At 70.1% G+C, this 26530-nt stretch carries 21 protein-coding genes and 1 pseudogene; 8 read left to right on the top strand and 14 right to left on the bottom strand.

What is annotated here, in order from left to right:
- Positions 1–81: 81 nt before the first annotated feature.
- The 5 genes from ACZ7L5_RS04610 to ccrA are packed head-to-tail and all read right to left on the bottom strand — an operon-like array spanning position 82 to position 6167.
- Complete coding sequence (locus ACZ7L5_RS04610) at positions 82–1287, bottom strand: acyl-CoA dehydrogenase family protein (RefSeq protein ID WP_031475707.1); 1206 nt, start codon at positions 1285–1287, stop codon at positions 82–84.
- A 2-nt stretch (positions 1288–1289) separates the two neighbouring features.
- Positions 1290–1802, bottom strand: a complete 513-nt coding sequence (locus tag ACZ7L5_RS04615) for a MaoC family dehydratase (protein WP_030948303.1) — start codon at positions 1800–1802, stop codon at positions 1290–1292.
- Positions 1803–1807: 5 nt separating this feature from the next.
- Positions 1808–2767: an HpcH/HpaI aldolase/citrate lyase family protein gene (locus tag ACZ7L5_RS04620; protein WP_328751602.1), complete on the bottom strand. Its 960-nt coding sequence runs from the start codon at positions 2765–2767 to the stop codon at positions 1808–1810.
- Complete coding sequence (locus tag ACZ7L5_RS04625; protein WP_328878233.1) at positions 2764–4812, bottom strand: protein meaA; 2049 nt, start codon at positions 4810–4812, stop codon at positions 2764–2766. The genes ACZ7L5_RS04620 and ACZ7L5_RS04625 overlap by 4 nt, the downstream gene beginning before the upstream one ends.
- A 17-nt stretch (positions 4813–4829) precedes the next feature.
- The gene (gene ccrA, locus ACZ7L5_RS04630) at positions 4830–6167 is read right to left on the bottom strand and encodes a crotonyl-CoA carboxylase/reductase (RefSeq protein ID WP_328884269.1); all 1338 of its coding nucleotides are present in this window, start codon (positions 6165–6167) and stop codon (positions 4830–4832) included.
- 321 nt (positions 6168–6488) lie between these two features.
- On the opposite strand from ccrA, the gene ACZ7L5_RS04635 reads away from it, so the two are divergent.
- Positions 6489–6725, top strand: a complete 237-nt coding sequence (locus ACZ7L5_RS04635; RefSeq protein WP_471514336.1) for a hypothetical protein — start codon at positions 6489–6491, stop codon at positions 6723–6725.
- Between the two features lie 238 nt (positions 6726–6963).
- Positions 6964–7167 (top strand): hypothetical protein, encoded by a 204-nt coding sequence (locus ACZ7L5_RS04640; protein WP_471514338.1) that lies wholly within the window; start codon positions 6964–6966, stop codon positions 7165–7167.
- A gap of 524 nt (positions 7168–7691) precedes the next feature.
- Here ACZ7L5_RS04640 and ACZ7L5_RS04645 read toward each other — a convergent pair.
- From ACZ7L5_RS04645 to ACZ7L5_RS04655, 3 genes are all read right to left on the bottom strand, one after another.
- Positions 7692–7910: a hypothetical protein gene (locus ACZ7L5_RS04645; RefSeq protein ID WP_467483458.1), complete on the bottom strand. Its 219-nt coding sequence runs from the start codon at positions 7908–7910 to the stop codon at positions 7692–7694.
- Positions 7911–8054: 144 nt separating this feature from the next.
- Complete coding sequence (locus ACZ7L5_RS04650) at positions 8055–8867, bottom strand: TetR family transcriptional regulator (protein WP_362381512.1); 813 nt, start codon at positions 8865–8867, stop codon at positions 8055–8057.
- A gap of 184 nt (positions 8868–9051) precedes the next feature.
- Entirely contained in the window at positions 9052–10857 is a 1806-nt protein-coding gene (locus ACZ7L5_RS04655) for a 3-hydroxyacyl-CoA dehydrogenase family protein (RefSeq protein ID WP_471514340.1), read from the bottom strand.
- Positions 10858–11258: 401 nt separating this feature from the next.
- Here ACZ7L5_RS04655 and ACZ7L5_RS04660 point away from each other — a divergent pair, with 401 nt between their 5' ends.
- Entirely contained in the window at positions 11259–11834 is a 576-nt protein-coding gene (locus ACZ7L5_RS04660) for an adenylosuccinate lyase (RefSeq protein ID WP_363045685.1), read from the top strand.
- A 63-nt stretch (positions 11835–11897) separates the two neighbouring features.
- Here ACZ7L5_RS04660 and ACZ7L5_RS04665 read toward each other — a convergent pair whose 3' ends face one another.
- The 4 genes and pseudogenes from ACZ7L5_RS04665 to ACZ7L5_RS04680 all read right to left on the bottom strand — a co-directional run bounded on the left by ACZ7L5_RS04665 (position 11898) and on the right by ACZ7L5_RS04680 (position 15680).
- Positions 11898–12431 (bottom strand): GNAT family N-acetyltransferase, encoded by a 534-nt coding sequence (locus tag ACZ7L5_RS04665; protein ID WP_471514523.1) that lies wholly within the window; start codon positions 12429–12431, stop codon positions 11898–11900.
- Between the two features lie 29 nt (positions 12432–12460).
- Positions 12461–12829 (bottom strand): annotated as a pseudogene (locus tag ACZ7L5_RS04670) (Rid family hydrolase).
- Positions 12830–12912: 83 nt separating this feature from the next.
- On the bottom strand, positions 12913–14490 hold the full coding sequence (locus ACZ7L5_RS04675; protein ID WP_471514342.1) for an alpha/beta hydrolase: 1578 nt from the start codon (positions 14488–14490) through the stop codon (positions 12913–12915).
- Between the two features lie 146 nt (positions 14491–14636).
- Complete coding sequence (locus ACZ7L5_RS04680; RefSeq protein ID WP_471514344.1) at positions 14637–15680, bottom strand: Rv2578c family radical SAM protein; 1044 nt, start codon at positions 15678–15680, stop codon at positions 14637–14639.
- 192 nt (positions 15681–15872) lie between these two features.
- On the opposite strand from ACZ7L5_RS04680, the gene ACZ7L5_RS04685 reads away from it, so the two are divergent.
- The 5 genes from ACZ7L5_RS04685 to ACZ7L5_RS04705 all read left to right on the top strand — a co-directional run bounded on the left by ACZ7L5_RS04685 (position 15873) and on the right by ACZ7L5_RS04705 (position 24581).
- On the top strand, positions 15873–16316 hold the full coding sequence (locus tag ACZ7L5_RS04685; RefSeq protein ID WP_471514346.1) for an SRPBCC family protein: 444 nt from the start codon (positions 15873–15875) through the stop codon (positions 16314–16316).
- Positions 16317–16462: 146 nt separating this feature from the next.
- Positions 16463–18847 carry an MFS transporter gene (locus ACZ7L5_RS04690; protein WP_471514348.1) on the top strand — a complete coding sequence of 795 codons (2385 nt, stop codon included), beginning with the start codon at positions 16463–16465 and terminating at the stop codon, positions 18845–18847.
- A 186-nt stretch (positions 18848–19033) separates the two neighbouring features.
- Positions 19034–21499: a SpoIIE family protein phosphatase gene (locus tag ACZ7L5_RS04695; protein ID WP_471514349.1), complete on the top strand. Its 2466-nt coding sequence runs from the start codon at positions 19034–19036 to the stop codon at positions 21497–21499.
- A 178-nt stretch (positions 21500–21677) separates the two neighbouring features.
- The gene (locus ACZ7L5_RS04700; RefSeq protein ID WP_471514351.1) at positions 21678–22403 is read left to right on the top strand and encodes a class I SAM-dependent methyltransferase; all 726 of its coding nucleotides are present in this window, start codon (positions 21678–21680) and stop codon (positions 22401–22403) included.
- 384 nt (positions 22404–22787) lie between these two features.
- A complete protein-coding gene (locus ACZ7L5_RS04705; RefSeq protein ID WP_471514352.1) occupies positions 22788–24581 on the top strand; it encodes an FAD-binding dehydrogenase in 1794 nt (597 codons plus the stop codon).
- A 10-nt stretch (positions 24582–24591) separates the two neighbouring features.
- Here ACZ7L5_RS04705 and ACZ7L5_RS04710 read toward each other — a convergent pair whose 3' ends face one another.
- Entirely contained in the window at positions 24592–25008 is a 417-nt protein-coding gene (locus ACZ7L5_RS04710) for a universal stress protein (RefSeq protein ID WP_363039854.1), read from the bottom strand.
- Between the two features lie 2 nt (positions 25009–25010).
- Complete coding sequence (locus ACZ7L5_RS04715; RefSeq protein ID WP_471514354.1) at positions 25011–26513, bottom strand: APC family permease; 1503 nt, start codon at positions 26511–26513, stop codon at positions 25011–25013.
- Between the last annotated feature and the right edge of the window lie 17 nt (positions 26514–26530).

Genomic DNA, 26530 nt, shown 5'->3' on the forward strand with positions numbered 1-26530 from the left:
GCCAGGAAGCCGAGTCGGCGGCTGAAGAGTGTTGACGGGGTGTGATCTTCTTCTCGGAGAAAACACCCCGAACCCGTACATCTATCCCTGGAACCGATACTCTTCGAGCAGCCTGCGACCGATGATCATTTTCTGGATCTCGGCGGTACCTTCACCGATAAGCAGCATCGGAGCCTCTCGGTAGAGGCGCTCGATCTCGTACTCCTTGGAGAAGCCGTAGCCGCCGTGGATCCGGAAGGCATCTTCGACGACCTCCTTGCAGTACTCGGAGGCGAGGTACTTCGCCATCCCAGCCTCAAGGTCGTTTCGCTCCCCGGAGTCCTTTTTGCGTGCCGCGTTCACCATCATGGCATGCGCCGCCTCGACCTTGGTAGCCATCTCGGCCAGCTTGAACTGGATGGCCTGGTGCTGGGCGATCGGCTTGCCGAACGTGTGACGCTGCTGGGCGTACTGGACGCCGAGTTCGAAGGCACGCTGAGCGACGCCGCAGCCACGCGCCGCCACATTGACGCGGCCGACCTCGACGCCGTCCATCATTTGGTAAAAACCTCGGCCGGTGACGCCGCCGAGCACCCGATTGGCCGGAATGCGCAGGCCGTCCATGATGAGCTCGGTCGTGTCGACGCCCTTGTAGCCCATCTTGTCGATCTTGCCGGGGATGGTGAGGCCGGGGCGGACCTCTCCGAAGCCGGGCTCCTTCTCGACGAGGAAGGTCGTCATCGACTTGTGGGGCGCGGTGCCCTCGGGGTGTCCTTCGTCACTTCGGACGAGAACGGCGACCAGAGAGGACGTGCCGCCGTTCGTCAGCCACATCTTCTGGCCGTTGAGGACGTACTCCTCGCCGTCCTTCACCGCCTTCGACGTGATGGCCGACACGTCGGACCCCAGGCCCGGCTCCGACATCGAGAAGGCGCCGCGGATGTCGCCGGCCGCCATGCGCGGCAGGAAGTGGTCCTTCTGCTCCTGCGTGCCGTGCTGCTTGAGCATGTACGCCACGATGAAGTGCGTGTTGATGATGCCGGACACCGACATCCAGCCGCGGGCGATCTCCTCGACGCACAGCGCGTACGTCAGGAGCGACTCGCCCAGACCGCCGTACTCCTCGGGAATCATCAGGCCGAACAGGCCCAACTCCTTCAGACCGTCGACGATCTGCTGCGGGTACTCGTCGCGGTGTTCCAGCTCGGTGGCGACCGGGATGATCTCCTTGTCCACGAAGTCGCGGACGGTGGAGAGGATCTCCTGCTGGATGTCGGTCAGACCGGCGGTCTGGGCGAGTCGCGCCATGGCTACTTCTCCTGCTCCTTGAGCTCGGGGCGGCCCGGCTGCTCGCCGCCGCGCTCCTTGATGTACGTCTCGGTCGGCACCATCACCTTGCGGCGGAACACGCACACGAGCGTGCCGTCCTGCTTGTAGCCCTTGGTCTCGACATAGACGATGCCGCGGTCGTTCTTCGACTTCGACGGCCACTTGTCGAGCACGGTCGTCTGGCCGTAGATCGTGTCGCCGTGGAAGGTCGGCGCCACGTGCTTGAGCGACTCGATCTCCAGGTTGGCGATGGCCTTGCCGGAGATGTCCGGGACCGACATGCCGAGCAGGAGGGAGTAGATGTAGTTGCCCACGACGACGTTCTTGCCGAAGTCCGTCGTCTTCTCCGCATAGTTGGTGTCCATGTGGAGCGGGTGGTGGTTCATCGTGAGGAGACAGAACAGGTGGTCGTCGTACTCCGTGACCGTCTTTCCCGGCCAGTGCTTGTACGTCGCCCCGACCTCGAACTCCTCGTAGGTGCGTCCGAACTGCATCGCGCTCAGGCCTCCGGGATCTCGAACTTGCTCGTGCGCTGCATGCCGGCCGCGCGGCCCTTGCCGGAGATGACCAGCGCCATCTTGCGGCTGGCCTCGTCGATCATCTCGTCGCCGATCATCGCCGAGCCCTTCTTGCCGCCCGCCTCGGACGTGAAGTACTCGTACGCGTCCAGGATCAGCTCCGCGTGGTCGTAGTCCTCCTGCGAGGGCGAGAAGATCTCGTTGGACGCCTCGACCTGGCCCGGGTGCAGCACCCACTTGCCGTCGAAACCGAGCGCGGCGGCGCGCTGGGCGACCTCGCGGTAGCCGTCGACGTTGCGGATCTGGAGGTAGGGGCCGTCGATCGCCTGGAGGTTGTTGGCGCGGGCGGCCATCAGGATCTTCATCAGGATGTAGTGGTAGGCGTCCGCCGGGTAGCCGGGCGGCTGCTCGCCCACGACCAGCGACTTCATGTTGATGGACGCCATGAAGTCGGCCGGGCCGAAGATGATCGTCTCGACGCGCTGGGACGCCGTCGCGATCTCGTTGACGTTGTTCAGGCCCTGCGCGTTCTCGATCTGCGCCTCGATGCCGATCTTGCCGACCTCGAAGCCCATCGTCTTCTCGATCTGGGTCAGCAGGAGGTCGAGGGCGACGACCTGCTGGGCGGTCTGCACCTTCGGCAGCATGATGCAGTCGAGGTTCTGGCCGGCACCCTCGACGACGGTCACGACGTCACGGTACGTCCACTCGGTCGTCCAGTCGTTGACGCGCACGACCCGCGTCTTGCCCGTCCAGTCGCCCTCGTTGAGGAACTTGACGATGGTGTGCCGCGCCTCGGGCTTGGCGAGCGGGGCGCACGCGTCCTCCAGGTCGAGGAAGACCTGGTCCGCCGGCAGGCCCTGCGCCTTCTCGAGGAAGCGGGGGTTGCTTCCCGGGACCGCGAGACACGAGCGGCGGGGACGCAGACGGTTGACGGTCATGCGGGGACCTCCAGGGGGTCGAGCTTGTTCGCTTTCCGGATCTCGTCGACGATGCGGCCGATGATTCCGGTGATGTCGAAGTCCTTCGGGGTGAAGACGGCGGCCACACCCGCGGCCCTGAGCTGCTCGGCGTCGCCATTGGGGATGATCCCACCGGCGATGACGGGTATCTCTGTGGCACCGGCCACACGAAGGCGCTCCAGCACGTCCGGCACGAGCTGGGCGTGCGAGCCGGACAGGATGGACAGGCCGACCGCGTGCACGTCCTCCGCGAGGGCCGCGTCCACGATTTGTTCGGGTGTCAGGCGGATGCCCTGGTAGACCACCTCGAAGCCGGCGTCACGCGCCCGCACGGCGATCTGCTCGGCGCCGTTGGAGTGTCCGTCCAGGCCCGGCTTGCCGACCAGGAAACGCAGCTTGCCGACGCCCATGTCCTTCGCCGTCAGGTCGACCCTGCGGCGCACGTCGGCCATGGCCGAGCCCTCCTCCGCGGGGACGGCGACCGGCGCCGACGACACGCCCGTCGGCGCCCGGAACTCCCCGAACACCTCGCGCAGCGCCCCGGCCCACTCGCCGGTCGTGACACCGGCGCGGGCGCACTCCAGGGTGGCCTCCATGAGGTTGGCGGTGCCCTTGGCGGCCTCCTTCAGCCGGTCCAGCGCCTTGCACGGGCGCGGGTGGTTGAAGGGCGGCTGGTAGCGGGTGTCGCGCCAGTGCTCCAGGGAGCCGATGACACGGGCCTCGACGGCCGGGTCGACCGTCTGGATCGCCGTGTCGAGGTCGGCCGTGAGGGGATTCGGCTCGGTCGTCTCGAAGATGTTGACGCCGATGATCTTCTCTTGGCCGGACTCGATGCGACCGCGGCGCTCCGCGTGCGAGGAGACGAGCTGCGACTTGAGGTAGCCCGACTCGACGGCGGCCATCGCACCGCCCATCTCCTGGATCCGGTCGATCTCGGCGAGAGACTCCTCGACGAGCTTCGCGACCTTCGCCTCGATGACGTGCGAGCCCTCGAAGATGTCCTCGTACTCCAGCAGATCGCTCTCGTGCGCCAGCACCTGCTGGATGCGCAGCGACCACTGCTGGTCCCAGGGCCGGGGCAGACCCAGCGCCTCGTTCCAGGCGGGCAGCTGCACGGCACGCGCGCGTGCGTCCTTCGAGAGGGTCACGGCCAGCATCTCGAGGACGATCCGCTGGACGTTGTTCTCCGGCTGCGCCTCGGTCAGACCGAGGGAGTTGACCTGGACGCCGTACCGGAAGCGGCGCTGCTTGGGGTTCTCGATGCCGTAGCGCTCGCGCGTGACCTGGTCCCAGATCCGCCCGAACGCCCGCATCTTGCACATCTCCTCGATGAAGCGGACGCCCGCGTTCACAAAGAAGGAGATACGGGCCACGACGTCCCCGAACTTCTCGGCGGGGACCTGCCCTGAGTCGCGTACGGCATCGAGAACCGCGATCGCGGTGGACATCGCGTACGCGATCTCCTGGACCGGCGTGGCGCCCGCTTCCTGCAGGTGGTAGCTGCAGATGTTGATCGGGTTCCACTTCGGGATGTGGGAGACCGTGTACGTGATCATGTCCGTCGTCAGCCGGAGTGAGGGCCCCGGCGGGAAGACATGGGTCCCCCGCGACAGGTACTCCTTGACGATGTCGTTCTGGGTCGTGCCCTGGAGCTTGGTGATGTCCGCGCCCTGCTCCTCGGCGACGACCTGGTAGAGCGCCAGCAGCCACATGGCGGTGGCGTTGATCGTCATCGAGGTGTTCATCTGCTCCAGGGGGATGTCCTGGAACAGCCGGCGCATGTCACCGAGATGGGCCACCGGTACGCCGACCCGGCCGACCTCGCCGCGGGCGAGGATGTGGTCGGAGTCGTAGCCGGTCTGTGTCGGCAGGTCGAACGCGACCGACAGACCGGTCTGGCCCTTGGCGAGGTTGCGCCGGTACAACTCGTTGGACGCCTCGGCCGTGGAGTGACCGGCGTACGTGCGCATGAGCCACGGCCGGTCCTTCTCCCGCTTGCCTTCGGCGGGCTGACGCTCAGTCATCTATGACCTCGGGTGTCTCAGATGTTGCGGAAGCGGTTGATGGCGTCGATGTGCTTGGCGCGCATCTCCTCGTCGCGCACGCCGAGGCCCTCCTCGGGGGCGAGGCACAGGACGCCGACCTTGCCCTGGTGGAGGTTGCGGTGCACGTCGTAGGCCGCCTGGCCGGTCTCCTCCAGGGAGTAGACCTTCGACAGCGTCGGGTGGATCTTGCCCTTCGCGATGAGCCGGTTGGCCTCCCAGGCCTCGCGGTAGTTGGCGAAGTGCGAGCCGATGATCCGCTTCAGCGACATCCACAGGTAGCGGTTGTCGTACTCGTGCATGTAGCCCGAGGTGGAGGCGCAGGTGGTGATGGTGCCGCCCTTGCGCGTGACGAAGACCGAGGCGCCGAAGGTCTCGCGGCCGGGGTGCTCGAAGACGATGTCGATGTCCTCGCCGCCGGTGAACTCGCGGATGCGCTTGCCGAAGCGCTTCCACTCCTTCGGGTCCTGAGTCTGCTCGTCCTTCCAGAACTTGTAGCCCTCGGCGCTGCGGTCGATGATCGCCTCGGCGCCCATCGAGCGGCAGATGTCCGCCTTCTGCTCACTGGAGACGACACAGATCGGGTTGGCTCCACCGGCCAGCGCGAACTGCGTGGCGTACGACCCGAGTCCGCCGCTCGCGCCCCAGATCAGGACGTTGTCGCCCTGCTTCATGCCGGCGCCGTTGCGGGACACCAGCTGGCGGTACGCGGTGGAATTGACCAGACCCGGAGCGGCGGCCTCCTCCCAGCTCAGGTGGCCCGGCTTGGGCATGAGCTGGTTGGACTTGACGAGCGCGATCTCGGCGAGGCCGCCGAAGTTCGTCTCGAAGCCCCAGATGCGCTGCTCGGGGTCGAGCATCGTGTCGTTGTGGCCGTCGCTGGACTCCAGCTCGACGGACAGACAGTGCGCGACGACCTCGTCACCGGGCTTCCAGGAGTTGACGCCCGGGCCGGTGCGCAGGACGACGCCCGCGAGGTCGGAACCGATGATGTGGTACGGCAGGTCGTGGCGCTTGGTCAGCTCGGAGAGCCGGCCGTAGCGCTCCAGGAACCCGAAGGTCGACAGCGGCTCGAAGATCGACGTCCACACCGAGTTGTAGTTGACCGAGGAGGCCATGACGGCCACCAGGGCCTCACCCGGGCCGAGCTCGGGCAGCGCCACGTCGTCGAGGTGGATCGACTTGCGCGGGTCCTTGTCGCGGGTCTCCAGGCCCGCGAACATCTCCGTCTCGTCCTTGTGCACGGTGATCGCGCGGTACGACTCGGGGAGCGGCATGGCGGCGAAGTCGGCGGGCGTGGAGTCCGGCGACTGGATCGCGTCGAGGATGTCCTTCACGGTCACGGTGTTGCCTCCGGCGATACGCACCCTGAGGGAGGGGTGCTGAGGGTTACGTCGGTGCTGCTGAGGGTTTTGGTGGTTGCCGTCGGTTCGGCTGTTGTGATGTTCGGCAGCGCTTTGTGGCGCGGGAGGTTGCCTGTGACGCAGGCGTCCGGGCGCGCAGGCCCCGGGAGGGGTTTGCGGGGACAGCCGACGTACGAAAGGTCTCTGCACGCCGGCCGCCCGGACACTTTCAACGTATGGCACGGCGTGTCATCCGGCAAGGCACTGGGTGCCAGAACTTGCTCTCAGATGAAATCTTTACGTAACAAATGAGCGATGATCGATCAAAGCTACCGACGAGTAGGCGGTAATCGGGCGCTATCGGTCACCCATCGTCGTCAGTGGCTGGAACAGGGTGTCGCGGTGGACGACGAGGCGCTCGGCGGTCCGCACGAACGGGAAGCCCACTCCGCCCAGGTGATCAACGCCTCCCGCCGTACGACCGGGGCGGCCAGCTGTGGCACCCGCAGGTCGGTCACCAACGAACACGGGGCCCTCCGGCTCCAGCCGTGAACCGGCACGCAGTGCCGGCGCGGCGTCCCGGTGCGAGTCGTGCATGCCGGCGACGCCCCGGCCTCGCTCCTCGCCCGTCGTGCCAGGGTGCGGCGCACGGGCTGACGGGCTTCCGTCGGCTCGGCGCGGCGGTCGCGCTGGATCGGGCGCTGGGGGGCGCGGCGCCGGTCGGGACGGAGCCCGCCCTCGGGCCAGCCGCCCCTGCCAAGTTCCTGCGAGCCTCAGCTAGTAGTGACTGGTGGGTAGTTCGTGGCTGCGACGCGATGGAGCCGAGCTGGTCGAGGGCACGCGGGTGACGCCGGTGCGGGAGGACGCGGATCGCGTCGAGGCCCGTACGGTCGCGGGGCCCTACCAAGCGCGTGCCGTCGTGATCGCCGCGGGCGTCCGGTCCCGGGCGGTGTGTGCCTTGCTCGGCGTACGCATCGAGTCGGCCGCCGGGTAGATGGGGTTCGACCGGGGCCCGGACCTCTTCCGACAGGGCCGCGTTCAGGCGCTGGTGGCGACTGCCCGGCCGTATCTGCCGGGCGCCGGCTGGGAGCGGCGGGAGCAGGAGTGGATGGGGCCGCCCCTCGATGCCCCCGACGGCCTGCCCCTCATCGGCCCGGTACCGGGCCGACCCGCGATCCTGCTCGACGGCCACAACATGCCGGCCCCGGCGACGGGACGGCTGGTGGCGGGGCTGCTCACCGGGGGAGGCGGACCCGGGCTCGGCGGCGAGATTCGTCCCCGGGCCGGTCGGTCCGGCTGCGCCGGGGACAGGGCCTGGTCCGGCGGGTCATGTCTCCGGCGCGAGGCCTGGCGCGAGGCTGTCGCTCGGGACCGGCCCGATCCGCCGGACAGGCGCTGGGCGTTAGATCGTGTCCGCAAAGTCCCGCCTGCCCCGCGACGCCCGGCACGCCGAGAGCACGCACCAGACCCCCGCGGGGCCCGCCCTCCGGTCGAACGACGGGACTATGCGGACACGACCTAGGCCCCCAGCCCGAGCAGGGCCACCTGCAGGGGGAGCGCCGGCTCCTCGGGGAGGGCGGGCGGCTCCTCGCCGCGGCCCGTGTGCGTGGGCGCGACGGCACGCAGGCCCCCGATGCCGTCGGCGGCCCACTTCGCGTCCGTCGCGGGGAGGGACAGCGTCATGCGCCGCCCGTCGGCCAGCGTGGCCTGGAGCTCGGTCGAGTCGTTCGTCTGCATGGCAACCCACTTCCGTCGCACACCATGAAGATCATGCTTCGACATGGAGGACGGACGGGTCGGGCCATTGGTTCCCGCGGAGGGCCTCGCCGCCAGAAGGCCCCGCAGCCGCAGGAGGAGCCCTCCCGCAGCCCCGGTGGCGCTCTAAGCCCGCTCCTTCAGCGCCTGCTCGATGGTCCGCATCACCTCGTCGAGCGGCGCGTCGGTCCGCGCCACGGTCACGAGTACCTCGCCCTGGCCTGCCACGGAGGCCGGCACCGTACGCGGCGCGGTCTCCCGCCCCGCGCCGATCCCCGTCCCGAACGTCCGCCGCACGATCGCGAAGGCGTGGTCGAGCTGCGCCTCCACATCGCCCTGTCCGCCGGCCCGCAGCCAGCGCCGCAGGACGTGGTTGTGCGCGGTGACCACGGCCGACGCGGCGACCTCCGCCAGCAGCGGGTCGTCGTTGGCGTCGTCGTCGTGGGCGTGCTCGTCGAAGTGGCCGAGGAGGTAGCGGGTGAACAGGCGCTCGTAGCGGGCCACCGACGCGATCTCCGCCTCCCGCAGGGTGGGCACCTCGCGCGTGAGCTTGTAGCGGGCCACCGAGATCTCCGGCCGGGCCGCGTACATCTTCATGACTTCCTTGATGCCCCGGCACACGGTGTCGAGCGGGTGCTCGTGCGCGGGCGCCGCGTTGAGCACCGCCTCCGCGCGGATCAGCGTGTCGTCGTGGTCGGGGAAGATCGCCTCTTCCTTGGAGCGGAAGTGGCGGAAGAACGTGCGGCGGGCGACCCCGGCCTGCGCCGCGATCTCGTCGACGGTGGTTGCCTCGTACCCCTTGGTCGCGAACAGCTCCATGGCCGCGGCCGCCAGTTCGCGGCGCATCTTGAGCCGCTGGGCGGCCGCGCGACTGCCTGCGGCACTTTCCGGTGCGTCGGGCGTGGCTGGTGTACGTGAGGACTTGGCGGGCTGGGGCATGACCCGAACGTACTGCATGTGCGCAGCTTGATGCGCATGTACGGGGTTTCCCCCGCCCTCGGCGGGCGGGGGAACTCCGGGTTCGGCGGGCGGGGCCGAGCCGCACCGGGCGGCCGGGGGAGAGCTGCCGGGATCCAGCAGCCCGCCCCACTCCTGACCCGCTCCGAACCAGTCCCCGGGCCGCTCAGCGCCGGGCATATTCGCGGAAGCCACGGCCCGTCTTGCGGCCGAGGCAGCCCGCGGCCACCAGGTGCTCCAGCAGCGGCGCCGGAGCCAGGCCCGGGTCGCGGAACTCGCGGTGCAGGACCTTCTCGATCGCAAGGGACACATCGAGCCCGACGACGTCCAGCAGTTCGAACGGGCCCATCGGGTAGCCGCCGCCCAGCTTCATCGCCGCGTCGATGTCGTCCAGCGTCGCGTAGTGCTCCTGCACCATCTTGATCGCGTTGTTCAGGTACGGGAACAGCAGCGCGTTGACGATGAATCCGGCCCGGTCGCCGCAGTCCACGGCGTGCTTCCTGATCCTGCCGCAGACCTCGCGGACCGTCGCGTGGACGTCGTCGGCCGTCAGCACCGTGCGGACGACCTCGACCAGCTTCATCGCCGGCGCCGGGTTGAAGAAGTGCATGCCGATCACGTCCTGCGGACGCGAGGTGGCGCGGGCACAGGCGACGACGGGCAGCGAGGAGGTGGTGGTGGCCAGCACCGCGCCCGGCTTGCAGACCTTGTCCAGCGTCGCGAACAGCTGCCGCTTGATCTCCAGGTCCTCGGCGACGGCCTCGACGGCCAGATCGACGTCGGCGAACGCGTCGTACGAACCCGCCGCGGTGATCCGGTCCAGGGTCTGCGCGGCGACCTCGGCGGTCATCCGGCCCTTGTCGACAGAGCGAGAAAGGGACTTGCCGATACGGGCCTTCGCGGTCTGCGCCTTCTCCTCGCTGCGGGCGGCGAGCACGACCTCGTACCCGGCCTTGGCGAAGACCTCCGCGATCCCGGACGCCATCGTGCCGGAGCCCGCGACACCGACCGAGCGGACCTCACGGCCCGGCGTGAGGGCGGCGCCGTCCAGCGGCGTCAGCGCGTCCCGCACGACGGCGGCGCTGCCCGGCGCCTCGTACGTGTAGAAGCCGCGGCCCGACTTACGGCCCGTCAGGCCCGCCTCGCTGAGCTGCTTGAGGATCGGCGCGGGGGCGTGCAGGCGGTCGCGGGACTCGGCGTACATGGCCTCCAGGACCTTGCGCGCGGTGTCGATGCCGATCAGGTCGAGCAGCGCCAGCGGGCCCATCGGCAGTCCGCAGCCCAGCCGCATCGCGGCGTCGATGTCCTCGCGGGAGGCGTACTTCGCCTCGTACATCGCGGCCGCCTGGTTGAGGTAGCCGAACAGCAGCCCGTCGGCGACGAATCCGGGCCGGTCGCCCACCGCGACGGGCTCCTTGCCGAGGTCCAGGGCGAGGTTGGTGACCGCGGAGACGGCGGTCGGCGCGGTCAGCACGGAGGAGACGACCTCGACCAGCCGCATCGCCGGCGCCGGGTTGAAGAAGTGCAGACCGAGCACCCGCTCCGGGCGGGAGGAGTCGGCGGCCAGCCGCGTGACCGAGAGGGCGTTGGTGCCGGTCGCCAGGATCGTCTCCGGGCGCACGATGCCGTCCAGCTCGCGGAAGATCTGCTGCTTGATCTCGTACGACTCCGGCGCCACCTCGATGACCAGGTCGGCGTCGGCCGCGGTCCGCAGGTCGGTGGAGGTGCGGACGCGGGAGAGGAGGTCCGCGCGCTCGTCCTCGGTCAGCTTGCCGCGCTCCACGGCGCGGGCGGTCGAGGATTCCAGGGCGGCGACGGCCTTGGCGGTCGCGGCCTCGGTGATGTCGATGCCGATGACGTCGCGGCCCGCCTTGGCGAGGACCTCGGCGATGCCGGTGCCCATGGTGCCGAGGCCGACGACGGCAACGGTCTTCAGCGGGGACAGAGGGGTGTCGGACAGGGGAGTGGCCATCGCGGGACTCCAGGAATGAGGGTGACGACTGGGAGCGCGCCCGGGTGCGCCGAGGCCGGCCCCACTGGGGCCGAACTGGGAGCGCACCGGGTGCGGAGAGGAGTGAGTGCGGGTGTTGCCGGGCTACTGGCGCACACGCCCGGTGCCGTCGCCGAGGGGCGTGCACACGCCCCGGGGAACGGAGGATCCGACCGGCCCTGTCCCGGAGCCGGGTCGTACTGCGGTACGCGATGTACCGAACCGACCAGCACTCGCGGCGGCTGCGTCACCAGGCCGCTGCAAGCAAATGTGCGAGTGGGTGACTCGCTCGTATGAGCTTAACCGGTGGGTAACGAGCACGCCAGCCCCCGTCTTTGTGATGTAGGTCCCGAGAAGCGGGCCGCTTGCATACGCTCGCCTTCATGGACGAAGAGTTGCGATCACTCACGGAGCGCTTACGGCAGGAGTCCGGGGCGTCCGCCGCGTACGACCGCCTCGTGACGACCGAGGACCTGGGTGAACTGGCCGACGTGCTCACCGCGCCGGGGCAGCCGCTGTGGGCCAGGGAGCTGGCCGCGTTCCGGTTGGGCCTCGCCGGGGACCGGCGGGCCTTCGAGTCCCTCGTCCTGCTCCTCAACCATCGCGACCCGCAACGCTGCGCCTCCGCCGCCCACGCCCTCGCCCGCCTCGGCGACCCGCGCACCGCCCGCGCGGCCGCCGCCCTCGCCACCAACGAACTCCGCGTCGCCTACGCCCTGCACCCGGTCCGGCTCCTGGTCGAACTGCGCGCCCCCGAGGCCGTGCCCGCCCTCATCACCACCCTGGAGCGACGCCTGCGCCCGCACGACCCCTACCGCCGCGTGGCCCTCGCCTGCGTGGACGGCCTCGGCACCCTCGGCGACACCCGGGCCAGACGCATTCTGAACGAAGCCCTGGCCCACCCGACCCTCGCGGAGGCGGCGGTACGGGCGCTGGCACGCATCCCGCACCAGCGGTGAGGCCCCGGCCGACAGGCGGCAACGCGCAAGAACGGACGGCAACACGCACGAGCGACGCCCCTGTCAGCCGGCCCTCAGCGCACGCGCGTACCGCACCTCGGGCACCTCGACGCCGTCCACCTCGAAGGGCTCCTCGGCCCCGTCCGGTCGGAAGCCCGCACGTTCGTAGAAGCGCCGGGCGCGGTCGTTGTCCTTGAGGACCCACAGGAGCATGCGGGCGTGTCCGGCGGTGGTGCACCGGCGTACCGCCTGCTGGAGGAGGGCCTGCCCGATGCCGGCCCCGTATCGCACCGGGTCCACGTAGATGGCGTACAACTCGGCGTCCCCGGTCCGCACTTCACCGTCGCGGTACGGACCGTGGCAGGCCCAGCCGACGATCCGGCCGTCCTGCTCGGCGACCAGGTCGACCACACTGCCGTCGGCCTGCGAGAAGTAGCCGCGGCGGCGTTCGGCATCCCGGGCCACGTCCAGGGCGTCCAGGTACGACTGCGGGATCAGCCCCTTGTAGGCGGTCCGCCAGCCGCCGATGCGGATCTCGGCGACGCGGTCGCAGTCGGCCAGGGCCATGGGGCGGATCCGAATCCCGTCGTCATCCATCGCATCCATGACAGCACCGTAGCCACCCGTCACCCCGGCCTGCCCCCGGATTGACCCGGCAGCACCGCGAACGCCTCGACCTCCATCAGGAACTCCGAGCGCACCAGGCCGGCGACCTGGGCGCGAAGTAGGTGAGCTTGATGACGTCGTCGAAGGCCGCTCCCCCACTGCCTCAAGGGCGTGGGAGTACCCCCAGCCGCGGTCAGGCACCGCCTCAGGTGCTCAGAGACCTGGCGGGCCTGGGCCGCGGGGGCGCCCTCACCGACCAGCTTGCCGTCCTCGTCGAGGGCGAGCCGGCCGGAGACGGGCGACGAAGCGGCCGGTGCCGAGCACGACATGGGTGTACTGAGCGGCGGGGGCGACCCGTCGGGGGCGGGAATCCTGGTCAGCTCACTCATGCGTCCATGGTGGACCTTGGGTCTGACAACGCCCCCGACGGACCGTCAGGCGATCGGTGACCGGTGACCGGGCGCTCAAGCGCTCAGTGGCGGAAGCCGACCAGCCGGTGCAGCTCCGCGCCGCGCGCCGCCGCCGACACCACCTTGGAGCTCAGCGGCTTCGGGTCGGGCCGCGCCTCGCACACCGCGTCGACCTCACCCGCGCCGCGCGGCACCGTGCCGTCGGCGAGGTAGGCCGCGAGGTGTTTGTCCAGGCAGGAGTTCCCGCCCAGCGTGACGGCGTGGTTGCCGCCGCCCCGCTCGACCACCAGGCTGGAGCGGGCCAGCTGCCGGTGCACCGTGACGGCGCCCTGGTACGGGGTGGCCGCGTCGTCGGTCGACTGGAAGAGCAGCACCGGTGGCACCTTGCTGTTGGCGATGCTCACCGAGGGGAGCGGGTCCTTCGGCCAGAACGCGCACGGCGCGTTGTACCAGGCGTTGTTCCAGGTCATGAACGGCGCCTTCGCGTGCACGGACCAGTTGTCCGTCCGCCACTGCTGCCAGTCGCGCGACCAGGCGGCGTCCCGGCACTGCACGGAGGCGTAGATGCTGTAGCTGTTCTCGTCGGACGCGTCGGCGGCGCCGAACCTCTCGTACGCCTCGACCAACGGGTCGGCGTTCCCGTCGTTCACGTACGAGGCGAACGCCTCGGCGAGGTAGGGCCAGTAGCCGTTGTAGTAACCGCCGGGCAGGAAGGTGTCCTCCAGCTCGGCGGCGCCCACCTTCTCGCCGGCCGGCGTCCTGGCCAGGGCCGCCCGCATCCGGTACCACGCGGCCTCGACCCTCGACGGATCGGTGCCGAGCCCGTACGTCCGGTCGTACTTGGCGACCCACGCCAGGAACGCGCGGTGCCGGTCGTTGAAGGCGACGTCCTGCGCGAGGTTGGCCTCGTACCAGACGCCGGTGGGGTCGACGACGGAGTCGAGGGCCGCGCGCCGCACCCGCTGCGGGAAGAGCTTGGCGTAGACCGCGCCGAGGTAGGTGCCGTACGAGTAACCGAAGTAGTTGATCTGCCGCGCCCCGAGTGCCGCGCGGATGCGGTCCATGTCGCGCACGGCGCTGACGGTGTTGAGGTGCGGCAGCACGTCCGCGTACTTCTTGCCGCAGGCCCGCGCGAAGGACTTGGCGCGCAGCAGGTTGGCCCGCTCGATCCACGGTGTGCTCGGCAGGGAGTCCGGGCGCACCGGGGCGAAGTGGCCGGGCTTGCAGTTGACGGCAGGCTTGCTCCTGCCGACGCCGCGCGGGTCGAAGCCGATGACGTCGTACTGGGCCGCCACTGCCTTGGGCAGTGCGGAGGCGACGAATCCGGCGAGCAGGAGACCGCTGCCGCCGGGGCCGCCCGGGTTGACCAGCAGCGGGCCCTGGTACTTCTTCGCGGTGTGCGGGACGCGGGACAGCGCGAGGGTGATCTGCCGTCCGCGCGGTTCGGTGTGGTCGAGCGGCACGTCGAGGGACGCGCACTGCAGCGTCGGGTATTTCGTGGTGCCGCACTTCTTCCAGGCCAGAGGTGCGGTCTTGAAGGTGTCCGCGGTGTCGGTGGCGCTCGCTCCGGCGGGGACAGCCGTCACGGTTGCGGCCATGACGACGGCGGCGCCGCACAGCACGGCTGCGCGTCTTCCCATGGGGTCCTCCCAGGACGGAGGGTGCGGGACCGCGAAGGCCACGATCCCGGCCGCATTCATCCCGGAACGGGCGCCTGGAAGAACTGCTTCGGGCAAGACTTGACCCTATTGGGCCGAGAGATGCGCTCCAATGCCTGCCAACGCTCTCAGATCAGCGAGAGCTGGGTCGGTTCGGACGGCGCGTGCTCCGCGGGGGCCGGCTCCGGCTCCCGGATCCGCCGGGGCATCTCCTTGCGCGTGGGGCCGATCCCGTACTCCTCCGCCAGGTCGTGCACCTGACGGGTGACCCGGCGCTGGTACCACTTCGGCGCGTAGGCGCCCTCCGCGTACAGCCGCTCGTACCGGCGCACCAGATACGGATGCTCCCGGCCGAGCCAGGCCATGAACCACTCGCGTGCCCCGGGCCGCAGATGCAGCACCAGGGGCGTGACCGAGGTGGCCCCGGAGGCGGCGATCGCGCGGACGGTGGCCCGCAGTTGGGCCGGGCTGTCGCTCAGGAACGGGATCACCGGCGCCATCAGCACACCGCATGAGAGCCCGTGCTCGGTCAGCGTCCGTACGACGTCCAGGCGGCGCTCGGGGGCGGGTGTGCCCGGCTCCACGGTGCGCCACAGCTCGGGGTCGGTGAAGCCGACCGAGACGGAGACGCCGACGTCCGTCACCTGCGCGGACTGCTTCAGCAGCTCCAGGTCGCGCAGGATCAGCGTGCCCTTGGTCAGGATCGAGTACGGGTTGGCGTGGTCGCGCAGGGCGGCGAGGATCCCCGGCATCAGGCGGTAGCGGCCCTCCGCCCGCTGGTAGCAGTCGACGTTCGTGCCCATCGCTATGTGATCGCCCTGCCAGCGGCGCGAGCCGAGCTGGCGGCGCAGCAGCTCCGGCGCGTTCACCTTGACCACGATCTGGGAGTCGAAGCCGAGGCCCGTGTCCAGGTCCAGATAGCTGTGGGTCTTGCGGGCGAAGCAGTACACGCACGCGTGCGAGCAGCCCCGATAGGGGTTGACCGTCCACTCGAAGGGCATGCGCGAGGCGCCCGGCACCCGGTTGAGGATCGAGCGGGCCCGGATCTCGTGGAACGTGATCCCGGCGAACTCGGGCGTGTCGAAGGTACGGGTGACCACCGCGTCCGCGCCGAACAGCGCGGAGTCGGCACGGCTGTGGTCGGACTCCAGGGTGAGGTTCTCCCAGCGCATGAGGCCTCCTCGGTAGCACTGCCCTCAGAATAGAACACATGTTCCCTTGATCGTGCGACCTATCTCCGGGCTTCGTTTTCGATCACTGTGCGATCGCTTCGGAGAGCTGATCGGGACCCCGATTTGGGCGGTCCGGCAGCGGGGTGGTTGGCTTGCTCCAACCCCCGAGCATTCAGGTCCTGGAGGAAGTCAATGGCGCAGGTCGAGGCCACTACGGAGCGGGTCGTCGCGGCGGACGCGGAGAAGGTGTTCGACGCCCTCGCCGACTACAGCGGCACGCGGCGGAAGCTGCTGCCCGGGCACTTCAGCGAATACGAGGTGCGTGAGGGCGGCGACGGCGAGGGCACCCTCGTCCACTGGAAGCTCCAGGCCACCAGCAAGCGCGTGCGCGACTGCCTCCTGGAGGTCAGCGAGCCCACCGACGGCGAGCTCGTCGAGAAGGACCGCAACTCCTCCATGGTCACCACCTGGCGGGTCACCCCGGCCGGCGAGGGCAAGTCCCTCGTCGTCGTCACCAGCACCTGGCAGGGTGCCGGCGGTATCGGAGGCTTCTTCGAGAAGACCTTCGCCCCCAAGGGCCTCGGCCGGATCTATGACGAGCTGCTCGCCAAGCTCGCCACCGAGGTCGAGAAGTAAGTCCCAGGTGCCCGGGGGCCCTTGGCCCCCTCACCGGATCGAGTGGATCTCCGCCGTGTCCGGGACTGCGCCGTAACTCGCCGTGCTTGCTCGTAGTTGTCGCCTAATGCGGGAAATGTGAGCAGGTACGGCGAGGGGAGCGGTACGTGGGCGGCACGACTCTGGTGCAGGACGAAACCGTCACCGCACCACCTCAACAGGCTCCGCCCCGAGACGTCGATTCCCAACTGAGCCCGCGTCGCGTGCGGTTGGTCTTCTTCGCGCTGATGCTCGCGCTGCTGCTGGCCGCGCTGGAGCAGATGATCGTCGCCACCGCCCTGCCGAAGATCGTCGGCGAGCTGCACGGCCTGGACAAGATGTCCTGGGCGATCACCGCCTACCTGCTCACCGCGACCGTCGGACTGCCGATCTACGGTAAGCTCGGCGACCTCCTCGGCCGCAAGGGCGTCTTCCAGTTCGCGATCGTCGTCTTCGTCGTCGGCTCCGCGCTCGCCGGGCGGGCCGAGAGCATGGACCAGCTCATCGCCTTTCGCGCGGTGCAGGGCGTCGGTGCCGGCGGGCTCATGATCGGCGTCCAGGCGATCATCGCGGACATCGTGCCCGCCAGGGAGCGCGGCCGCTTCATGGGCCTGATCGGCGCCGCGTTCGGCCTCGCGTCGGTCGCCGGCCCGCTGCTGGGAGGCTACTTCACGGACCACGTCTCCTGGCGCTGGTGCTTCTACATCAACGTCCCCTTCGGCCTCGTCACCCTGGCCGTCGTGGCCGTCGTACTGAAACTGCCGAAGCCGAGGACCAGGGCCCGGCTCGACGTCCTCGGCTCCCTGCTGCTGGCCGCCGCCTCCACCTGCCTGGTCCTGCTGACCAGTTGGGGCGGCATCGAGTACGCCTGGGACTCCCGCGTCATCCTCGGCCTCGCCGGGGGAGCGGCCGTCGCCTCGGTCCTCTTCGTGGTCGCCGAGCACTTCGCCGCCGAACCCCTCATCCCGCTGCGGCTGTTCAGGGACTCAGTCTTCAACGTCACTGGCCTGGTCGGTCTGGTGACCGGCGTCGCGCTGTTCGGCGCCGCCAGCTATCTGCCGACCTATCTGCAGATGGTCGACGGGGCCTCGGCCACCGAGTCGGGCCTGTTGATGCTGCCGATGATGGGCGGGATCGTCGGCGCCTCGATCGTCTGCGGCCAACTCATCAGCCTCACCGGCCGCTACAAGATCTACACCGTGCTCGGCGGCGCGCTCTCGGCCGTCGGCATGTGGCTGCTGTCCCGCCTCGAAGTCGACACGCCCCGGCTGCACTACAGCCTCTGGATGGCCGTGCTCGGCGCCGGCATCGGCATGGTGATGCCGGTCCTGATCCTCGCCGTGCAGAACTCCGTACGCCCCGCCGACCTCGGCACCGCCACCAGCGCCAACAACTACTTCCGGCAGATCGGCGGCAGCGTCGGTGCCGCCATCTTCGGCACCCTCTTCGCCGACCGGCTCGCCGACGCCCTGGCCGACCGGCTCCCCACGCGCACGGGCGCCGGGCTGCCCGACCCCGAGTCGATCACCCCGCAGCTCGTCCACACCCTGCCCCCGGCCCTGCGCGACGACTACATCCAGGCCTACGCCGACGCCATGCCGAGGATCTTCCTCTACCTCGTGCCGGTGCTCGTGCTGGGCCTGCTCATCGCCTTCTTCCTCAAGGAGAAACCGCTGGTGTCCCACAACGCCCAGGCCCCGGAGACGGAAGCGGCGCCGGTGAACGCCCCGATCCCGCCCGCCCGTTCGCAGTACGCCACCGGAGTGCCCGTCTGCGGCCTGGTGCAGCATCCCGACGGGACCGTCGTACCGCGCGCGGCACTCACGCTCATCGACATCGGCGGGCAGCAGGTCGGGCGCGGCGCGAGCGGCGACGACGGCCGGTACGCGCTGGCGACGCCGGGCCCCGGGTCGTACGTCATGATCGCCGCGGCGGGCGGCCACCAGCCGCAGGCCGTCACCGTGACCGTCGGCGAAGGCCCGGTCGATCTGGACATCGTCCTCGGCGGCGCCGGACGTCTCGCCGGGCGGGTGCTCACCCCCGACGGCACGCCCGTGGACGCCACGGTCACGCTCACCAACGTGCAGGGCGAGGTCGTCGCCACCACCCGCAGCGGGCGCGAGGGCGGCTACGTCATCACCGAACTCGTCGCCGGCGAGTACACCCTCGCCGCGAGCGCCTCCGCCTTCCGCCCGGCCGCCGTCCCCGTCACCGTCAAGGCGGCCCGCGAGACCCGCCAGGACATCGAACTCGCCGGCGGCGCCCTGCTGCGGGGCACCGTGCGGGCAGGCGGGGGGCGCCCCGTCGAGGACGCACGCGTGACGCTGCTCGACGCGGCCGGCAACGTCATGGACACGCTCACGACCGGGCCCGACGGGACCTTCCGGTTCGTCGACCTGTCCACCGGCGAGTACACCGTCATCGCCACCGGTTACCCGCCGGTCGCCACCGTGCTCCAGGTCGCCGGCGGAGGCCGTACGGAACGCGATCTTCAGCTCGGACACGAGGACTGAGCCGGCGCACCCGCACCTGGGCTGTCCTGCGGGGACGTGGCGCGGACGGGTCTTTCGGTCCCTGTGCGGGCCGTCTTGATCTCGTCATATCAATTCCCGTATTGCCGCACATCACGTCGGCTCGGAGCCGTACGGTGGTGTGGGCGCGCAGATCTTGTGGAGCCGTGGGGAGAGAGGGCCTGGGCCATGGACCGTGGCACCGAGAGGGACGGCGCGGTGACGGAACACGCCGCGTCCGGACGGATCCCACTGGCCGTGGTCGTGGTGGACCGTGAGGGCCTCGTGTCGCACTGGAGCTCCGGCGCACGCCGTCTGTTCGGCGCCGCCAAGGAGGAGGCGATCGGACGCGCGGCCGTCGATCTGCTGCCCGTCTCCGGCGCGCTGCCCGAGGACGACGACGTCTCGCTGTACGGCGCCTACTCGGCGTACGACGGTCTCGGCCACGATCTTGAGACGTCCCTCGACGGGCGGCTGTACTACCCGGCCGCGGGCCGCGCCCGCCTCACCGTGCCCGAGCGAAGCGAGACGGGGAGCGACCGGGTCGACGTCCTGTGGTGGGCCTACCCGCTGGTGGGCCCCGGCCCGGAGCGGCTGCTGGTGCTGGGCGCCGACGTGGGCCGGCTCCAGCAGGAGGCCCAGGAGGACACCGGCTACGAGCGCGTCGCCCCCGGATTCGCCCTGCACACCGACTTTCCCGGCGCCGAGGAACTCGCCCGCAGGCTCCCCGAGATCCTGCCCAGCATGAGCGTCGAGGAGAGCGCCCGCATCGTCGGCCAGATCCTCGAACTGGGCTATCCGGTACTGGAGTTCAGCCAGAACGACCGCGTCCCCGTCACCCCCGACTGGGGCGTGCCCCGGCGTGCCGAGCGCAGGGCGCGCCGCGAGCGGGCCGCCCGGGCAGCCGCTCAGGGCCTGCCGTTACCGCGGGAGTACACCGACGAGGCCGAGGACCTCGAGTACGTCGCCGTACGCGAGCGCCTGGAGTTCCTCAACGAGGTCAGCGGCCGCATCGGCACCTCCCTCGATCTGTCCCGGACCATCGTCGAGGTCAGCAAGGCCGTCGTGCCCCGCTTCACCGACGTTGCCGGAACCTATCTGCGCGAACAGGTCGTCGCCGGCGAGGGATTCCCGGAAGGCGTGCCGGACACGACCACCATGTGGCATCGGGTCGCCCTCGAACACACCGACGAACCCGGCCGCTGGGAGGATGTCGTGCCGGTCGGCGAGGCCATGCCCTTCCCGGCGCACACGCCCTTCTTCCAGTGCATGACCACCGGCGACCCCGTGCTCGTGCCGCGCATCAGCGAGCAGATGGGGCACGCCATCGCCTCGCAGTTCGAGAAGCGGGACATCCGGCCGCTCATCACGGGCCGCTCCATGCTGGTCGTGCCGCTCAAGGCCCGCGACGTGGTGCTCGGCTTCATGATCCTGCTGCGCCACCCCGAGCGCGTCGAGTTCAACGACATGGATCGGGTCACCGGCGCCGAACTCGCCGCCCGCGCGGGCCTGGTGCTCGACAACGCGCGCATGTACACGTACCAGGAGAGCGTCGCCGAGACCCTCCAGGACAGCATGCTGCCGCACATCCCGCCGCGCATGGCGGGCTGCGACATCGCCACCCGCTATCTGCCGGGCACCCTGCTCGGCCGGGTCGGCGGCGACTGGTTCGACTCCGTCAAACTGCCCGGCGCCCGCACCGCCCTGGTCGTCGGTGACGTGATGGGGCACGGCCTCAACTCGGCCGCCATGATGGGCCAGTTGCGTACGGCCGTGCAGACGATGGCCGCCCTCGACCTGCCGCCCGCCCAGTTGCTGCGCAACCTCGACGACCTCGCCCAGCGCCTCGGCGACACCTACCTCGCGACCTGCCTGTACGCCGTCTACGACCCGATCGCCGGCGAACTCCACATCGCCAACGCCGGCCACATCCCGCCCGTCCTGGTCCGCGCCGGCAACGGGCGCAGCGAGCTGCTCGACCTGCCCACGGGCGCGCCGATCGGCGTCGGCGGGGTGCCCTTCGAGGCGGTACGCGTGCACGTGCGGCCCGGCGACCGGATCGTGATGTGCACCGACGGCCTGGTCGAGGTGCGCGGCGAAGACATCGGTGTCGGGCTCGCGACGCTGTGCGAGTCCGCCGCCCATCCGGCCGCGTCCATGGACGACGCCTGCGACACGATCATCCGCGCGCTCGCTGTGACATTTTCGGAAGCGGGCTGCGGCGGTCGCAAGGACGACGTCGCCCTGCTGATGGCCCGCCTCAACGGCATCGAGCCGGACGACGTCGCCGAATGGCGGCTCGCCCTCGACCCGGCGGAGGTCTGCCGGGCCCGGGCCGTCGTCCGTGAACAGTTGCACGGCTGGGGCCTGTCGCGGCTCGCCGACAGCGCCGAGCTGCTGGTCAGCGAGCTCGTCACCAACGCCGTACGCCACTCCCACAGCCGTCCCGTAGAGCTGCGCCTCGTCCGTGGGGAGACGTTGCTGTGCGAGGTGGACGACGACGACCACGAGCTTCCGACCCTGCTCCACGCCGGGCCGGACGACGAGACCGGACGCGGGCTGCGGGTGGTGAGCGTGCTCGCCCGCGCGTGGGGCACCAGCCGCACCAGCGCCGGAAAGGCCGTCTGGTTCGAACTCACCCTCCCGCGACGCTGACGCTTCGCGCCCCCAGGGGCGTACGACTTGTGCCCCGAACGGCGTACGACGGCGCACGAGTCTCGAATGCGGAGTGAAGGAATGCGCCACGCGCTTGTAGCCGTCACCGGGCCGCGATAGACCGTACTCGCCCGTCACTTGACGACGGGTCGGCGTCGCATCCTGGGGAGTTGGGCACATGAGCGTGACGAGTCGGTACCGTCAGGCCTGGGAGGGCTTCTGGCGTGAAGCGAGCGGTGAACAGGGCGCGGTGTTCTGGGACGCCGAGCCTGCTTTGACCGCCGGCCGCCACCTGGCCCTCTTCGAGGCGCACCTGACCGATCCGGGCCTGCCGATGGTCGACCTGGGCTGTGGGAACGGCACTCAGACGCGTTTCCTCGCTGAGCGCTTCCCGCGCGTGGTCGGCGGCGAGCTGTCCGCCGCGGCCCTCGACCACGCCCGGCATTCCGACCCCGCCGGGCAGGCCACGTACCGGCTGTTCGACGCGGTGGAGAAGACCGAGGCCGAGACGCTGCACGCCGAACTCGGCGACGCCAACATCTACATGCGGGGCGTGCTGCACCAGGCCGAGCCCGACGACCGGCAGCTGATGGTGAACGGGATCGCCACGCTGGTCGGCGAGCGCGGCCGGGCCTTCCTCGTCGAACTCTCCGAGTCCGCGAAGCCGCTCCTCATGGGCCTCGCGCAGAGCCCGTCGGGACCGCCGCCCAAGCTCGCGCCGATCTTCCGGCACGGCATCGCACCCGGCGAGGTCGCCGACGCCGCCGTGCCCGAGTATCTGCGCGCGGCCGGGCTCAGCGTCCTGGCGAGCGGTGAACTGCCGCTGATCACCACGGAGTACGGGCCTGACGGCGCTCGGATCGAGCTGCCCTCGAAGTGGGTGGTGGCGGGCCGGACGGTATGACGGCTGCGGCGGCGGGCGGGGCACGCTGACCCCGTCCGCCGCACCGTCAGCCGGCGTTGCGGCCCTTGCGGTACGCCGCCCATTCGGCGGCGAGCAGCGCGGCCGCGAGCACGGCGACGGAGCACGGTCACGCCGGTGGAGGCGAGGCTGCCACCCGCGGCCGAGGTGCCGCCTCCGCCGGAGCCACCCGTGGTGGATGTCGTTTGACTGCCGGATGCGGCAAGGGGTTTGGGCGTGCAGATGGGGCGTGAAAACATGAGAAAAGTTCACGACTGCAGCATCTGGCGACCCTGGCACCCCCTGGGCTACCGTCGGTAACACCCGCTTTCGCAGCGGCCTCTCGTGTGTCTCCCGCCCCTTGCGCATCTCCCCGGAAGGCAGCCCATGGAGAACTCGTCAACCCCTGCCGCGATCACGCGCCGTCGTGCCCTGACCGTCGCCGGCGGAGTGCTCGCCGGTGCCGCCCTCGCGCAGGCCACGTTCCCGGCCTTCGCGGCCTCGGCCGGCTCGTCGGACGCGGACGCCATCGTGGTCGGCCACGGCCTCGCCGGGCTGGTCGCGACGGCCGAACTGGCCGCGGCGGGACGCAAGGTGCTGCTCCTGGACCAGGAGCCGGAGGCCAGTCTCGGCGGGCAGGCGTTCTGGTCCTTCGGCGGACTGTTCCTCGTCGACTCCGCCGAGCAGCGGCTGATGGGCATCAAGGACTCCCACGAGCTGGCCTGGCAGGACTGGCTGGGCACGGCCGGCTTCGACCGCGGGATCTCCGACCCGTCGGGCCAGGACCACTGGGCCTACAAGTGGGCCGAGGCGTATGTGGACTTCGCCTCCGAGGAGAAGCGGTCCTGGCTCGCCGGGCTCGGCATGCAGTGGTTCCCGATCGTCGGCTGGGCCGAGCGCGGCGGCGGCCTCGCGGACGGGCACGGCAACTCGGTGCCGCGCTTCCACGTCACGTGGGGGACCGGACCGGCCGTGGTCGAACCCTTCGAGAAGAAGGTTCGCGCGGCCGTGGAGAGGGGCCTCGTGACCTTCAGGTTCCGCCACAGGGTCGACGAGTTGATCGTCACGGGCGGTGCCGTCACCGGCGTACGCGGCGCCGTCCTGGAGCCGAGCAACGCCGGGCGCGGCAAGCCCAGCTCCCGTACCGTCGTCGGCGACTTCGAGCTGAACGCCCCCGTCGTGATCGTCACCTCGGGCGGCATCGGCGCCAACCACGAGCTGGTGCGCAAGAACTGGCCCGCCCGGCTGGGCACCCCGCCCAAGTCCATGATCACCGGCGTGCCCGCGCACGTGGACGGCCGGATGCTGGCGATCACCGAGAAGGCGGGCGGACGGATCGTCAACCCCGACCGGATGTGGCACTACACCGAGGGCCTCAAGAACTACGACCCGATCTGGCCCGGCCACGGCATCCGCATCCTGCCCGGCCCGTCCTCCATGTGGTTTGACGCCGAGGGCAAGCGTTTCTCCAGCCCCGACATCCCGGGCTACGACACCCTGCACACCCTCAAGTCGATCAGCGACAGCGGCTACGACTACTCCTGGTTCGTCACGACCCAGAAGATCATCGCGAAGGAGTTCGCGCTCTCCGGCTCCGAGCAGAATCCGGACCTCACGGAGAAGAACATCTGGATGCTGCTGTCCCGCATCTGGCAGACGCCGGAGCCGATCGAGCGGTTCAAGGAGAAGGGTGAGGACTTCGTCGTCGCCAAGACCCTCCCCGAACTCGTCGCGGGCATGAACAAGCTGACCGGCGACAACCTCATCGAACTCGCGGACCTCAAGCGGCAGATCGAGGCCCGTGACCGCGAGATCGACAACCCGTACACCAAGGACGTCCAGGTCATGGGCATCCGCAATGCGCTCGCCTACCCGGGTGACACGCTCAGCCGGACCGCGTCCGCCCACAAGATCCTGGACACGAGCGCCGGCCCTCTCATAGCCGTGCGCCTCAACATCCTCACCCGCAAGACCCTCGGAGGCCTCCAGACCGACCTCTCGGGCCGTGTCCTGGACGCCTTCGGCACCCCGATCTCCGGTCTGTACGCGGCCGGAGAGGTCGCCGGCTTCGGCGGCGGCGGGGTGCACGGCTACCGCTCCCTGGAGGGCACCTTCCTCGGCGGCTGCCTGTTCTCGGGCCGCGTGGCGGGCAAGGCCGCGGCACAGGCCACCGCGAGCTGAACCCAGCGGGTCACGGCTCGGTCGGCACACACAGGACGGGCGTACGGGACAGATGCAGCAGTTTGTGGGGTGTGGAGCCCAGCAGGGCCCCGCGCAACGGGCTCTCACCCCAGCTGCCGACCACGATGAACCTCGCCGCATGGCGCGTCGCTGCCTCGATCAGCGCCTCCGCAGGCTTCTGGTCGATGACCTCGACGGTGGTCCGCACACCGGCCTCGTCGGCCACCGCGACGGCGTGACCGAGTGCGGTGCGGCCGACCTCCTGGACGGCATCGCGGTGCGCGGTGTACTCCTCGCCGAGTGCGCCGGGCGCCGCCGCGCCGTAGACCAGCACGAGCGGCTCGCGAAACGCCGCCGACACCTCGATGGCGACGTGCAGTGCGCGGACCGCGCCCGGGGACTCGTCGTATCCGAGAACGATCGACATCTTCAGTGCTCCTTGTCGCCGTGCACGAGATCGGGGTCGGCAACCTCGGGGCGTTCCTCCCAGAAGGTGGGGGCCATCAGCCGCCACACGATCATGAGGATCACCCCCGCGAGAGTGATGCCGATGCCGATGACCAGCGGCGGGCCGAGCCCGAACCACGAGACGCCGCTGTAGGAGTTCTCGGGATCGGCCATGTCGCCGATCGACTCGACGAGCAGCCAGACCAGCAGTCCGGCACCGATCAGCGGGCCGAGGCCGATGAGCAGGAAGTTGTGCAGGCTCTCGGTGAGATGGCGGCGGTAGTAGACGGCGCAGGCGATGCCCGTGAGCGCGTAGTAGAACGCGATCAGCAGGGACAGCGCGGTGAGCGAGTCGAAGAGGGCGTTCTCGCTGATCTGACGGACGATCAAGTACCAGGCGATGGCGATGCCGGCCACCCACCACGTGCTCACGTCGGGGGTGCGGAAACGCGGGCTGATGTGACCGTAGTGGGACGGCAGCGCGTGCCGGCGGGCCATGGACAGCGCCGTGCGCGAGGCGGGGATGATCGTCGTCTGCGTGGAGGCGAGCCCGGAGGTGGAGACCGCCAGCAGCACCACCCAGTCCCAGCCGCCCATCGCCTCGTCCGCGAGGATGGCGAAGATGAACTCCTCCTCCGCGGCGTTCTCGGACAGGAACGCCGGCCCCGCGTAGGCGACGACCGCGTAGGCGACCGCCACATACGTCACCAGCAGGATGACCGTCGACCAGACGGCCGCCTTGCCCGGAGCGGTGGCGGAGTTCTCGACCTCCTCGGTGAGATTGACCGCCGACTCCCAGCCCCAGTAGATGAACACGCCCAGCAGCAGGCCGGCCGTCAGCCCGGCACCGCCCGCCCCGAAGGGGTCCAGCCAGCTGAACGCCGGGTCGACGGCGTCGAGGGTGCCGGTGTCGGCGTAGACCCTGTAGAGCGCCACCACGGCGAACGCGATCAGGCACGCGACCTGCGCGAGGATGAGGACGTTCTGCACCCGCGCCGACACCTCGGTGCCGATGACGCACACGGCCGTCATCACGATGATGAGCAGCACCGTGAGCAGCTGGCGCACGAACTCGTTCTCGGCCCAGCTGTCGAGACCGAAGGCCAGCAGGGCGAACGTCACCGCCACGTCCGCCAGCGAGCCGATCACCAGGACTCCGGTCATCGTGATGGCCCAGCCGCCGAGCCAGCCGGCCCACGGGCCCATCGCCCGGGTGACCCACGAGAAGGTCGTCCCGCAGTCCTGGTCGACCTTGTTGAGGTAGTAGAACGCCGAGGCGATCAGCAGCATCGGGACGAACGACGCGAGCATGACGCCGGGGGCGTAGACACCCACCAGCGCCACGACCGGGCCGATGGCCGCGGCCAGCGAGTACGCGGGCGAGGTGGCGTTGAGCCCGATGACGAGCGCGTCGACGAACCCGATCGCATCGGGCTTCAAGCCCGCGGCCTGCGGCGGGCCCGCGTCCGCGATGTCTTCGGCCATGTTCCCTCACTCCCTTT

This window comes from Streptomyces sp. NPDC107528, from assembly GCF_055639295.1.